The organism is Pseudomonas sp. C8002 (assembly GCF_013385765.1).
Classification (GTDB): Bacteria; Pseudomonadota; Gammaproteobacteria; order Pseudomonadales; family Pseudomonadaceae; genus Aquipseudomonas.
In genome coordinates this window covers 266,221-279,291 of sequence record NZ_JACAPJ010000001.1, presented here as the reverse complement: position 1 = coordinate 279,291, position 13,071 = coordinate 266,221, and the positions used below count along the sequence as shown (strand labels likewise).

Annotated in this window: 11 protein-coding genes; 4 read left to right on the top strand and 7 right to left on the bottom strand. The window is 62.6% G+C overall.

All coding sequences use genetic code 11. From position 1 onward, the window contains the following. Window positions 1-108 precede the first annotated feature (108 nt). Both HX814_RS01355 and HX814_RS01350 read right to left on the bottom strand, forming a co-directional pair. Entirely contained in the window at window positions 109-1,389 is a 1,281-nt protein-coding gene (locus tag HX814_RS01355; protein WP_102369301.1) for an alkane 1-monooxygenase, read from the bottom strand. Between the two features lie 318 nt (window positions 1,390-1,707). Beyond that, the gene (locus tag HX814_RS01350) at window positions 1,708-2,706 is read right to left on the bottom strand and encodes an alpha/beta fold hydrolase (protein ID WP_177008231.1); all 999 of its coding nucleotides are present in this window, start codon (window positions 2,704-2,706) and stop codon (window positions 1,708-1,710) included. Window positions 2,707-3,009: 303 nt separating this feature from the next. Here HX814_RS01350 and HX814_RS01345 point away from each other — a divergent pair, with 303 nt between their 5' ends. The 3 genes from HX814_RS01345 to HX814_RS01335 are packed head-to-tail and all read left to right on the top strand — an operon-like array spanning window position 3,010 to window position 6,299. Beyond that, complete coding sequence (locus tag HX814_RS01345) at window positions 3,010-4,545, top strand: NAD(P)/FAD-dependent oxidoreductase (RefSeq protein WP_003214655.1); 1,536 nt, start codon at window positions 3,010-3,012, stop codon at window positions 4,543-4,545. Next, entirely contained in the window at window positions 4,542-5,441 is a 900-nt protein-coding gene (locus HX814_RS01340; RefSeq protein ID WP_003214652.1) for an SDR family oxidoreductase, read from the top strand. Before HX814_RS01345 ends, HX814_RS01340 begins: the two co-directional genes overlap by 4 nt. 15 nt (window positions 5,442-5,456) lie before the next feature. Beyond that, window positions 5,457-6,299, top strand: coding sequence for a metal-dependent hydrolase (locus HX814_RS01335; RefSeq protein ID WP_003214649.1), 843 nt, complete (start codon window positions 5,457-5,459; stop codon window positions 6,297-6,299). 6 nt (window positions 6,300-6,305) lie between these two features. Here HX814_RS01335 and HX814_RS01330 read toward each other — a convergent pair whose 3' ends face one another. Beyond that, on the bottom strand, window positions 6,306-6,944 hold the full coding sequence (locus tag HX814_RS01330) for a ribonuclease T2 (protein WP_371317080.1): 639 nt from the start codon (window positions 6,942-6,944) through the stop codon (window positions 6,306-6,308). A gap of 36 nt (window positions 6,945-6,980) precedes the next feature. Then, a complete protein-coding gene (locus HX814_RS01325) occupies window positions 6,981-7,961 on the bottom strand; it encodes a Gfo/Idh/MocA family protein (RefSeq protein ID WP_177008232.1) in 981 nt (326 codons plus the stop codon). A gap of 141 nt (window positions 7,962-8,102) precedes the next feature. Between HX814_RS01325 and HX814_RS01320 the strand changes: the two genes are divergently transcribed. After that, a complete protein-coding gene (locus tag HX814_RS01320) occupies window positions 8,103-8,465 on the top strand; it encodes an NUDIX hydrolase (protein WP_177008233.1) in 363 nt (120 codons plus the stop codon). On the opposite strand, the gene HX814_RS01315 is transcribed toward HX814_RS01320, so the two are convergent. Genes HX814_RS01315 through rocD form a run of 3 tightly spaced genes read right to left on the bottom strand, consistent with a single transcriptional unit; the run spans window position 8,462 to window position 13,009 of the window. Further along, window positions 8,462-9,175 carry a transporter substrate-binding domain-containing protein gene (locus tag HX814_RS01315; RefSeq protein ID WP_177008234.1) on the bottom strand — a complete coding sequence of 238 codons (714 nt, stop codon included), beginning with the start codon at window positions 9,173-9,175 and terminating at the stop codon, window positions 8,462-8,464. The two genes, HX814_RS01320 and HX814_RS01315, sit on opposite strands and share 4 nt — an antisense overlap. Continuing rightward, window positions 9,168-11,819, bottom strand: coding sequence for an aconitate hydratase AcnA (gene acnA, locus HX814_RS01310; RefSeq protein WP_177008235.1), 2,652 nt, complete (start codon window positions 11,817-11,819; stop codon window positions 9,168-9,170). Before acnA ends, HX814_RS01315 begins: the two co-directional genes overlap by 8 nt. Continuing rightward, window positions 11,816-13,009 carry an ornithine--oxo-acid transaminase gene (rocD, locus tag HX814_RS01305; protein ID WP_087694138.1) on the bottom strand — a complete coding sequence of 398 codons (1,194 nt, stop codon included), beginning with the start codon at window positions 13,007-13,009 and terminating at the stop codon, window positions 11,816-11,818. The genes acnA and rocD overlap by 4 nt, the downstream gene beginning before the upstream one ends. Between the last annotated feature and the right edge of the window lie 62 nt (window positions 13,010-13,071).

The window sequence follows — 13,071 nt, the reverse complement described above, 5'->3', positions numbered from 1 at the left end:
CAAACAACTGTCTTGCAACTAAGCCGTACTCGAAACCGGTAAAGCCTGGGCGATGAAAACCTGCGCGATACACAGATCCCGAGTACGCCCTACAACTGACTGCTTTCGTTAGAAGGGTCTGGTGGTGTTGCTGTACTTCTCCAGGTACTTCAAACGCTGTGAAGGTTGAAGATTGGTCAGGGTGATATCCCCGGCGTAATGATTAAGTACCCGGTGATCCATGCGTCGTCGCCACAAGTACGGCACATACGCCCAGACAATCATGCTGGCATAACCGTATGGGAGTTGCGGCGATTCATCAAAATGACGCAGTGACTGATAACTTCTGGTTGGGTTGGCGTGATGGTCGGAGTGCCGCTGCAGTTGGAACAGAAAGATATTGGTGACAATCCGATTACTGTTCCAGGAATGGCGTGGCGAGCAACGCTCATAACGACCGTTGGGCAACTTCTGGCGTTTCAGGCCGTAGTGCTCGACATAGTTCACCACTTCCAGCAGCGAGAAACCGTAGATGCCCTGGATGATCAGGAATGGAATCACTGCCGCGCCCAGCCAGGCAATCATCGCGCCCCACAACACCACGCTGTACATCCAGGCGCTGAGTACGGCGTTCTTCCAGTGCCAGGCCGGCAGGCCGAGTTTGCGCAGGCGTTCACGCTCCAGGTTCCACGCCGAGCGGGCGCTGAACCATACCGAGCGCGGCAGGAAGGCCCAGAAGCTCTCCCCCAACCGCGAACTGGCCGGGTCTTCCGGGGTGGCGACGCGCACGTGGTGGCCACGGTTGTGTTCGGTGTAGAAGTGCCCGTAGAAGGTCGGCGCCAGGGTGATCTTGGCCAGCACGACTTCCAGCAGGCGCGGCTTGTGCCCCAGCTCATGGGCGGTGTTGATGGCAATGCCGGTGGCAGCGCCAGTGGACATCGCCATGCCCAGGTAGGTGAACCAGCTCACCTGGCCATGCAGCTCGGTGCGCGCGGTGATGAACGCGGCGGTTTTCGCCAGCCAGCTCGACGGGTCCAGGGTGGCGGTGGCATGCAACAGGCCGCCATTGATAATCCAGTCGATACCGCCTGCGGCCAGCCACCCGGTGACCACCAGGGATGAGATGACAAACAGCACGCCGGTGTAGACGATCCAGCGGTAGTAGCTTTGGGATTCGAGGTTGCTGACGGCGGACTCGGGCGGGTTACTGACGTCTTCACCCAGCAGGCCGTCGATCAGCGGGATCAGGCCGAAGATCACCAGCACACCGACCCACCACAGTTGTTGCACGCCGGTAGTGATGGCCAGGGCGCCAGAGAGAATTGGGGTTGCCAGGGGCATGATGCCGAGCCACCACAGGTGGCGCTTGCCGTCGGTCCAGACGTTCGGGGCAGCCAGGGTCTGATTCATGGCAGCCTCCGCACGACGCAGGCAGGCAGGGAGCAAAAATCAACACTGGACAGGTACACGGAGCGGTGACTGCCCCGAGAATTCAACCATGCGATAAAAGGCGTTTTTTTCATTATTTTATTCGCTCTTAGGCATTTCAAAAATTGTTTCAAATTAGACATTGAAATAATTTTTTTAAATAAATAGCGCGGAATCGTTAGGTCGTCAACTAGTTTCTTGAACCCTTTTGAACGTGACCGGGCAGTCTCTTTTTCAGCCGTTTGGTCAGGTGTCTAGGGCAAGCATTGACGAGTTCGAACCGCGAGTTCAGTCGCACAATTATTTACTCGCCAACGCAAACGGCGGGTGCAACACCGTGGCGCTTTCCGGCGGCCGGACGCGCTTGGCTATCTGCTCGACCACCGCCGCGACACGCTCGGTGGCCGTGATCGGCAACATATGCCCGCGCCCTTCCACCAGCTGCAGCTTCAGGCCCGGCACCAGGCTGGCCAGGGCCTGCCCGTGTTTGCGGAAATCCAGCACCTTGTCCTGCGCGCCATAGATCAGCCCGATCGGCAACGTCAGCTGCGGGTAGCGCTTGACCATGTCCGGCAGGAAATCATTGACCAGGTTGATCTCGGTGGAGGCGGCATAGAAGTTCTCGGGCCGCATGCCCAACAAGCCGCCGCCACGGGTGGCGAAGTCTTCCGGGGCCGGGTCGGGGGCAAACACGCCCTTGACCACCGAGCCTTTGGTCAGCAATCCGATCGGCATGGTCAGGGTGTGCGACATAAAGCGTCGCAGCCATCCCGGGCGTATCGCCAACGACATAAACACCAGCGGCAGCAGGCGCTGGGGATGGGTCAGGGGCGCCACCAGGATCAATCCGGACACCGCGTGGGGATGGTCCAGTGCCAGTGCCAGGGAGATCGCCCCGCCGAGGGAATGCCCCAGCACCAGCGGCTTATCCAGGTCCAGCGTCTGGATAAAGCTGGCGACTTGCCGGGCCTGGCCAGGCAGGTCCGCGGCCGTGCCGGCATGCCGGGTGGAATAACCCGACCCCGGACGATCCAAGGTGATCACTCGAAAGTGCTCACGCAATTGGGCAGACAAGGCGTACGTCAAGTTGCGACTGCTGCCCATCAGCCCGTGGATCATCACCAGCGGTGGGCCCTTGCCCTCGTCTACATAATGAAAGCGCTCGCCGTTGATCTCCAGAAAGCGCCCGTTGATCGGAACAGCAGCCTCTATACGCCGTGTCATCCGGGCACTGAAGGCCCACAACACTACGCTTAACCCTACACACACACCCGCAGCGACAACCCACTCGACAGCCATAGCTCGGTCCTCTGCATCCCTGCGTTGCTGGCGGCCCGACCGGTATTGGTCAAGGCCTCAGCCATCGTCCACCCTGGACCTTAACTGTGTGCGTACAAGCTCTCGTCCGTCGGATAAGTCGCACATGAGGAACTGGGTCGTAGCCTAGACGATATTTTCAGGTAGATTATTTAAAATCTTTTTTAAAATAAATAATTCAATTTTCCTTTGCAATGGTGTTCTATCTAAAAAGCCAAAACAAAAACAAGGAGCACATCCGATGTCGACACCCGTAAGGCGCCACCGGCCCACGAGGGACAGCCTATGAATGCCCATGACACCATCGACATCGCCATCATCGGTTCCGGATTTGCCGGGCTGTGCATGGCGATCAAACTCAAGGAAGCCGGGTTCCACGACTTCTTTATTGCCGAACAGGCCGATGCTCTCGGCGGCACCTGGCGGGACAACCACTACCCCGGTTGCGCCTGCGACGTGCAATCCCATGTCTATTCGTTTTCCTTTGCGCCCAACCCGGACTGGACCCGGCAATTTGCGCCACAGGCGGAGATTCGCGCCTACCTGGAGCAGTGCGCCCGGCGCTTCGAACTGGCGCCGTTCCTGCGCTTTGGCATGGGCCTGGAGAAGGCGGTATTTGATGAGGCGCAACAGCGCTGGAGCCTGAGCTTCAGCAATGGCCGCCAGGTGAGTGCGCGGGTGCTGGTGTCGGGAATGGGCGGCCTGTCGCGCCCGGCACTGCCGGATATTCCGGGCCTGGACAGCTTCAAGGGCAAGCGCTTCCACTCCCAGCAGTGGGACCACGAGTATTCATTGAAGGGCAAGCGCGTGGCGGTGATCGGCACCGGCGCCAGTGCCATTCAGTTCGTGCCGCAGATTGCGCCGCAGGTGGCCCACCTGGACCTGTTCCAGCGCACCCCGCCGTGGATCATGCCCAAGCCCGACCGGCCGATTTCACGCTTCGAGCGCTGGGCCTTCAAGCACCTGCCGTTCACCCAGCGCCTGGTACGCGGCGCGTTCTATTGGGCACTGGAAGGTCGCGTGGTGGGCTTTGCCCTGCACCCGCGCCTGATGAAAATGGTGCAGAAAATCGCCGTGCGCCACCTGCACAAACAAGTGGCCCGCCCTTCCCTGCGCAAGACCCTGACGCCGGACTACACCATCGGCTGCAAGCGCGTGCTGATCTCCAACGACTACTACCCGGCCCTGTCCCGCAGCAATGTGCAGGTGGTAACCGACAACGTGCTGCGCATCGAGGCGGACGGGGTGATCACCGCCGACGGCATCAAGCACCCGGCTGACTGCCTCATCTTCGGCACCGGCTTCCAGGCCACCGATCCGCTGCCCCGCAACTGCATCATCGGGCGCCACGGCATCGACCTGATGGACACCTGGCAAGACGGCGCCCACGCCTACCTGGGCACCACGGTGCCGGGTTATCCGAACCTGTTCCTGATCGTCGGCCCCAACACCGGGCTGGGGCATAACTCGATGATTCTGATGATCGAGGCCCAGGTCACCTACATCCTCGATGCCCTGCAGCAAATGCAGCGTCATCGCATCGCCACTGTGGACGTCAAGCCGGCGGTGGAACTGGCCTACAACGCCAGGCTGCAGGAAAAACTCAACGGCACCATCTGGTCCACCGGCGGCTGCAAGAGCTGGTACCTGGACCCTCGCACCGGCAAGAACACCACGCTGTGGCCCGGCTCCACCTGGCGTTTCAAGCAGGTCACCCGGCATTTCGCCCTCAAGGACTACGTCGCCAGCCTGGTGCCGATACCGTCCACCGCGCGCCCGGCCGCAACGCCCCACACCACCGCAGAAGGGAGCCTGTCATGAAGTCATTCAACGGCCGCGTGGCGGCCATTACCGGCGCCGCTTCCGGCATGGGCCGCGCCTTGGCCCTGGCGTTGGCGCGTGAAGGCTGCCACCTGGCGCTGGCGGATAAAAACAGCCAGGGCCTGGAGCAGACCGTCGCACTGATCAAGGCCCAGGTGCTTGCACCGGTGCTGGTCACCTCGCAGGTGCTGGACGTTTCCGAGCGCCAGGCCGTGGAAGACTGGGCCGCCCGATGCGCCGCCGAACATGGCCAGATCAACCTGATCTTCAACAACGCCGGCGTCGCGCTGTCGAGCACCGTCGAAGGCGTGGACTACACCGACCTGGAATGGATCGTCGGGATCAACTTCTGGGGCGTGGTGTACGGCACCAAGGCCTTTTTGCCGTACCTCAAGGCCAGCGGCGACGGGCATGTAGTCAACACTTCCAGCGTGTTCGGCCTGTTCGCCCAGCCGGGCATGAGCGGCTACAACGCCACCAAGTTCGCCGTGCGTGGTTTTACCGAGTCCTTGCGCCAGGAACTCGACCTGCAGAAAAGCGGGGTCTCGGCCACCTGCGTGCATCCTGGCGGGATCCGCACCGACATCTGCCGCAGCAGCCGGATCGACGCCAACATGACCGGCTTCCTGATTCACAGCGAACAGCAGGCCCGGGCCGACTTCGAAAAGCTGTTCATCACCGACGCCGACCAGGCCGCCAAAGTGATCCTGCAAGGCGTACGCAAAAACAAACGCCGCGTGCTGATTGGCCGCGACGCCTATTTTCTGGACCTGCTCGCCCGCTGCCTGCCTGCCGCCTATCAAGCGCTGGTGGTGTTGGCCAGCAAACGCATGGCGCCCAAGCAACGCAATGCGCCCTCGCCCGTCCTTGAAACCAACGAAGAGCACCGTCTCTGAACTGGAGTACCGACCATGCTGCCGATTCGCCGCGACCTCCGTTTTGCCCTGCCGGCCGAACGCATCAAGGACTGGCATGAACAAGGCCCGTTCATTACCCACTTTTTCAACGCACTGTCGTTGCTGTTTCCCCAGGGCGAACTGTTCTTCATGGACAGCGTGCGTCACTACCGCCAGCGCATCGAAGACCCGGAGCTGAAGAAAGAAATCCAGGGTTTCATCGGCCAGGAAGCCATGCACAGCCGCGAGCACGTGGCCTACAACGACCTGCTGCAAGCCGCAGGGCTGCCGGCGAATACCCTCGACCGTCGGCTGAAGATGATCCTCGACGCGCAAAAGAAATACCTGCCCGCCTCCTTCAACCTGGCGGTGACCATTGCCCTGGAGCACTACACCGCGATGCTCGCGGAAATCCTCCTCAGCGACCCGTCGCGGTTCGGGGATTCGGTCAAGGGTTACCAGCAGATGTGGTACTGGCATGCCCTGGAAGAAACCGAGCACAAGGCGGTGGCGTTTGATGTGTGGAACAGCGTGATCAAGCCCGGGCCCAAGCGTTATCTGCTGCGCACTTCCACCATGCTCATCACCACGGGGCTGTTCTGGCTGACGATCCTGGACTTTCACCTGCGCCTGTTGTTTGCCGACCGGCGTTCGGGCGGGCATTTGAAGGGCTTCTGGCGGATGCTCAAGTTTCTGTACGGGCCCAAGGGCGTGTTCCCGCGCATGGCGCTGCCCTGGTTGCATTACTTCAAGCCCGGGTTCCATCCCTGGGACCACGACAACCGGGCACGCCTGGCGGGCATTGACCGCCTGGTGGAGGAGATCGAGCAGGCCCATAAAGGTTATGGGCCCGCCTGAGTCCGCTTAGCGCTGGGTCGGGATCCGAATATCGCCATCCCGGCACTGGCTCTTGACGCTGCGCGGGCAGCCGGCAAACGCCAGGTCCTTGGTCAGGCACACCCGCACCTCGGTCAGCACGGCACCCTTGCAGATCACCGCAAGGCCATGGTTGCCCATCGCCGGGTTGCTCTCGCGAAACAGCGCTTCGATGTCCCGCGCGCCCAGGCCGCTTCGGACATTGAAGGGCTCAAGCGGCTGCGGGATCTTGACCACGCTGAGCGCTGCATCGGTCTTGTCCAGGTAAGCCGAAGCCTCAAGGCCGCTGCAGGTGCCGTGCTTGGCCCATTCATGCCTGAGCAGTTTGGGCGACGGGAACAGCGTCCTGCCCCGGGCGAAGTCTGCATCCGACAAGCGCGACTGCGGCTCACACGACGCCGGCCAGCCGCCCTTCGCGTACTGCGGCCACAGCCCATGCAGGACAAACCCGTAGCCCTTGCCCGAACACTGCTGGTCGTCCGGGTGCGTCAGGCAGAAGGTCGGCGACCAGGACAGCGACAACACATAAAAGTCAAACTCCCCGGCCTGCCCCTGGGCCCGCGGCGCTGCTGTCGCGGCCCCGGCCAACGCCAGGCAAAGCACAATCCAGGCTGCTTTCATTTTCATCCGTTCATTCCTTAAAAAGACAAAATTAAAGCACCGCTAGACCGCCAGGTTGGGGTTACGTTGTAGCACCCGGTCCATGACCCGGTCGGTCTTCAACGCCTCGATCGCCAGTGCCGGGTGTTTGCTCTCGCCGCGAATATGCGCATTCATCCCCAGCACGTGATACCACTGGATATGTGCATGGTTGGGCACCTCCAGCACCTCGCTGGTCTCGCCCTCAAGCCGCAACGGCGCCTCATCGAACACCGAAAACGTGATGCGGCCCTTGCTGCCGATCATCTCCACCCGGTCTTCGCGCCGGTCGGCGACAAAGTTCCAGCAGCCCATGCCCAGCGCGCCCGAGGCGAAGGTCCAGCAGGCGGTGACGGCATCTTCGGCGGCATAGCGCCCCGCCTGGCGCGCGGTAAACCCGGCCACCTCGACGATATCCCCGACCAGGTACTGGAACAGGTCAAAACCGTGGCTGGCCAGGTCGGCAAAATACCCGCCGCCGGCAATCGCCGGGTCGGTGCGCCAGTTGGCACTGCTGGCATCGTCTTCCGAAGGCGGCTTGCACAGGGTCCAGGTCAGATGACGCAATTCGCCGATGCGCCCGTCCTGCAGCCAGTCCCGCACCTGCTGGAAGCGTGGCAGGGAACGCCGGTAATAGGAGACAAACAGGTGCAGCCCGGCCTGTTCGAAGGTGCGCTGCATCAGCGCGCTTTGCTCGGCATTCAGGGACATGGGCTTCTCGACGCAGCAATGCTTGCCGGCAGCGGCCACCATCAGGCTGTATTCGAGGTGGCTGTCGGGCGGTGTGGCGATGTAGACCGCGTCTACTTCCGGGTCGTCGATCAGCGCCTGGGCGTCAGTGTAGAAACGGGCAATGCCGTGGCGTGCCGCATAATCGCGCACGGCCTCCTCGCGCCGCCCCATCACGGCCACCAGCGCAGAACCTGGCGCTTTGTAGAAGGCGGGTCCACTCTTGAGTTCAGTGACATCGCCACAGCCGATCATGCCCCAGCGTACGGTGTTCATCTGCATCTCCTTCAGGTGAGTTTTTTTCGATGGGGCAGTATCGGTGTTTTCCGGCCCCCTCTCCACCCTGCCGGATAAAGACTGAGCATGACAATTGCATTACACTTTTATGACAATCATCCAGCTGCGGGGGCACAGACGATGAAAATAAGGGCCACGGTGATTTGCGAGCACGACGGGCACATCCTGTTCGTGCGTAAAGCCCGATCGAAATGGGCATTGCCCGGCGGCAAGGTCGAGCGCGATGAGCGGCCAGTGGGCGCGGCCGCGCGGGAGCTGGAAGAGGAAACCGGGCTGAACGTGGACGGTTTGCTGTTATTGCAGGAGCTGAAGGCCAGCGACACCCTGCACCATGTGTTCGAGGCGTCGGTGGTGAATATCGACGAAGCCCGGCCACTGAGCGAAATCAAGGAATGCCAGTGGCATCCCTACACACGCCTGGAAGACCTGGATACCACCCAGGCCACCCAGCAAATCGTCAAATCCTTCCTGCGCCGTCTCTAAGGCGCCGCCAGTTCCGGGCTTTGCCCGCTGCGCAACAACGCCTGTCTTACCAGACCATTGGCTTTCTGCCGTTCGACAAAGGATTTGACGAACGCGGCAGCGGCTGCGTGCGCTACCGGTACCGCGACCGCCTGGCTGATGCTCATGAAGTCATCCTCCAGCAGGCGCCAGCGCTCATCCAGCCGGGTTTGCAAGTAATCCCGAACCCCGGCCGCGGCGTTCAGGCCTTGCTCGATAAACAGGTCTACGGCACCCGCCGAGGTCGGCGCGCGCACCAGTTCGGCATGCTGCACTGTGCGGCTCAGGTACAGGTCATACGCGGCACCCTGGCCGACAGCGATGCTTTGGCCCGGAGCATCGAGTTGGGACACGCTGCCCAGGGGTGAATCCACCGCCACCAGGTACGTACCCTTGATGATCACGTAGGGCGCGCTGAAGGCGATTTCCTGCTCGCGCACCGGTTCGATGGCCAGGAATGCCACGCGCCAGCGGTCATCGCCCAGCGCGGCGAAGACCTTGCCCGCCGCATCAAAAGTGATCAACTCAAGGTCGACCGCCAACTCATCGGCCAGGGCCCTGGCCAGCGCCACCGACACGCCCTGGGGCTGGCCGTCCTCGCCGCGCTGGGCCAGCACCGGGTTGCCAAAGTTGATGGCAGCCCTGAGCACACCCTCGGGGGCCAGTTGTTGCAGTACCTGCGGGTCAATCATTACGCGCTCCTTGAACGGTTCTTTGCACGGTCTTGCGAATGACGAAGGGCAAGACGCCGCCGTGTTCAAGGTAACCAACCTCCTGCAACGAGTCGAGGCGCAAGGTCAGGGGGGTACGCGTGGTCTCACCGGTGGCGCGGTCAATCTGCAAGGTGATCGGGTTGTCGCCGACCTGCAACGCGTCCAGGCCGAGGAAGCTCAGGGACTCACTGCCGTCGAGGTTCAAGTCCTGCACCGATGCGCCCTCATCGAACACCAGCGGCAACACGCCCATGCCGATCAGGTTACTGCGATGGATTCGCTCGATGCTGCGGGCCACCACCACCTTGATCCCCAGCAGGGTCAGGACCTTCGCTGCCCAGTCGCGGCTGGAGCCGGCACCGTAGTTGATCCCGGCGAACAACACGGTGGGTGTACCGGCGTAGCTTTGGGCGGCGAGGTACAGCGGCAGGTAGTCGCTGCGGTCGGCATTCCAGGCCCAGACGCCCTGGCGCGGGGGCTGGTCGCAGGACAGCAGATTGTTCAGGCGCGGGTTGGTAAACGCGCCGCGCACCATCACTTCGTGGTTGCTGCGCCGGGTCGAATACTGGTTGAGGTCCGCCAGCGCTTCACCGCGCTCCCGCAGCCAGTGCCCGGCCAGGCTGTCGGCCGGAATCGTGCCAGCCGGGGAGATATGGTCGGTGGTGACGTTATCCCCCAGCACCACCAAAGCCCGGGCGTTGCTGATGGCCAAGGACGCGGCCGGCACCGGCGTTACCCCGGCAAGGTACTGCGGGCGGCGCAGGTAAGTGGAGGCCGGGTGCCAGGCAAACTGCACGCTGGCGTCGGCTTCCAGCGCCTGCCAATGGTGAGTGCCTTGCCACAGCAGTGCCTGGCGCTGGTGAAACAGCGCCGGGCGCACCACCGCCGCCACTTGCGCGGCCACCTCGGCTTCGCTGGGCATCAACTCATGCAGGAACACCGGCTGGCCGTGGGCATCCATCGCCAGCGGCTGGGCCGACAGGTCGGTGTCGATGCTGCCGGCAATCGCATAGGCCACGCACAACGCGGGCGAAGCAAGGTAGCCGGCAGGGACTTTCGGGTTGACCCGGCCTTCGAAATTGCGGTTGCCCGAGAGCACCACCACGCCTTTCAAGCCCTGCTCGGCGAACGTCTCGACATGGCGTTCGAGGCTGCCGGAATTACCGATGCAGGTCATGCAGCCAAAGCCCGCCAGGTCGAAACCCAGCGCGGCGAAATCCTCCAGCAAGCCGGCGGCTTCCAGGTAATCGGCCACCACCCGTGAGCCTGGCGACAGCGACGTCTTGACCCACGGTTTGCGCGTCAGCCCACGGGCGCGGGCGTTGCGGGCGAAGAGCCCGGCCTGGATCATCTGCGCCGGGTTGGCGGTGTTGGTGCAACTGGTGATGGCCGACATCACCACCGCGCCATGGGTGATCGGCACCTGGAATGACGGCTCGAAGAAATCCTGCTTTTGCGCGCATACATGCTGATGAAACGACGCCCCGGCGTGGGCCAGGGACTGGCGCTGATGGGGCTGATGCGGGCCGGCGACACTCGGTTCAACCTGCGCCAGATCCAGCTCGATCAACTCATCGAACACCGGCTCGGGATCGTCGTCCCGGCGCCACAGAGATTGCGCCGACATGTAGGCCGAGACCTTGTTGATCAAGGCCTGCGGGCGCGCACTCAGGGTCAGGTACGCCAGCGTCTCGTCATCAAACGGGAAAAACACCACGGTGGCACCGTATTCCGGCGCCATGTTCGCCACGGTGCCCCGCGCCGCCCAACTCAGGGACGCCAGGCCCGGCCCGGTGAACTCGACAAACTTGCCGACCATGCTGCGCCGGCGCAGCAGTTCAGTCACCGTCAGTGCCAGGTCAGTGGCCGTCACGCCGTCGCGCAACGCATTGGTGACGCGAATGCCCACCACCTGCGGATAAGGAATTGGCACCGGTTCGCCGAGCATCGCCGCCTGCCCTTCCAGCCCGCCAACGCCCCAGCCCAGCACGCCGATGGCATTGATCATCGGCGTGTGGCTGTCGGTGGCGACCATGCAGTCGGGGTGCAACAGCACGTGGCCGTTGCGCGGCGCGCTTTCCCACACCACCTGGGCGATGGACTCCATGTTCATCTGGTGGATGATCCCGGTGCCCGGCGGGATCACCTTGAAGTTATCCAGGCTGGCCTGGGCCCACTTGATAAAACGGTAGCGCTCGCTGTTGCGGCGAAAATCGATGTCCAGGTTGGCATCCACCGCGCCCGCCTCGGCGTAGTGCTCGACGATCACCGAATGGTCGATGGTCAGCACCGCCGGGATCGAAGGGTTCACCGCCCGTGGATCACCGCCCAGCTCGGCCACCACATCGCGCATGCCGGCGAAATCCGCCAGGGCCGGCAGGCACGTGGTGTCGTGGAACATCAGCCGGTTGGGCTGGAACGGCACCTCGCAATCCGGCCCTTCGCCGATGGCCCGCGCCGCTACCTGTGGCAATGAAGCCGGGGCACAGCGGGCAATGTTTTCCAGGAGAATGCGCACGGAATACGGCAGGCGCTGCAGTTGCGCCGGGGTCAGCAACTGGTGCAGGTCGATCCAGGCAAAGCGCTGGCCGTCGATGTCGAGGTGACTGAGATACTCACTCATAGCTGTTTGAATACCCGCTCGATACGCTCAAGGCCCCAGTCCAGTTCTTCGCGGGTAATGGACAACGGCGGTGCGATGCGCAGTACGTTTTCGTGGGTTTCCTTGGTCAGCAGCCCTTCGGCCAGCAGCGCTTCGCAGATGGGCCGCGCATCGCGGTCCAGTTCCACGCCGACCCACAAGCCACGCCCGCGAATCTCGCGGATGGCCGGCGAGTGCATGGCCTTCAGGCGCTCCACCAGGTAATGGCCCAGTTGCGCGCTGTTATCGATCAAGCCCTCCTCTTCCAGCACCTTCAACGCTTCCAGGCCAATGGCCGCCGCCAACGGGTTGCCGCCGAAGGTCGAGCCGTGGCTGCCGGCGTCGAACAGGTCCATGATCGAATGATCAGCGACGAACGCCGACACCGGCATGATCCCGCCGCCCAGGGCTTTGCCGAGGATCAATGCATCGGGGCGAATGCCTTCGTGCTGGAAGGCAAACCACTTGCCGGTACGGCCCAGGCCGGACTGGATCTCATCGAGGATCAGCAAGGTGTTGGTCTGGTCGCACAGCTGGCGCAGTTCCCGCAGGAAACCTGCGGGCGGCACGCGAATGCCGGCCTCGCCCTGGATCGGCTCGATCAGCACCGCGCAGGTGTCGGCGGTAATGGCCTGGCGGAAACTCTCGATGTCACCGAAGCGCGCCTCGGTGAAACCGTTGCAGAATGGGCCGAAGTCGGCCTTGTAGTCCGCCTCCGACGAGAAGCCGACGATGGTCGAGGTGCGGCCGTGGAAATTGTTGTCGGCCACCACGATGTTGGCCTGATTGGCCGGGATGCCCTTGATCCGGTAGCCCCAGCGTCGCGCCGCCTTGATCGCGGTTTCCACAGCTTCGGCGCCACTGTTCATCGGCAGGGCCGAGTCGAAGCCCGTGATGCGGCACAAGGTCTTGAGGAAGTTGCCCAAGGGTTCGCTGTAGAACGCCCGGGACACCACGCTGATCTTGTCGATCTGCGCCACGGCGGCGGCGCGGATGCGCGGGTGGACATGGCCGTGGCTGACGGCGGAATAGGCCGACATCATGTCCAGGTAGCGCTTGTCATCATCGCCAATGGCCCAGACGCCCTCGCCCTTGACGATCACCACCGGCAAGGGGGAATAGTTGTGGGCGCAGAATTGGTTTTCGAGGGTGATTGCCGGGTTGGGGTGCATGGTGGGGATGTCCTGCCGAATAAATAATGAATGAACAACAAAGACCCAATGTGGGAGCGGGC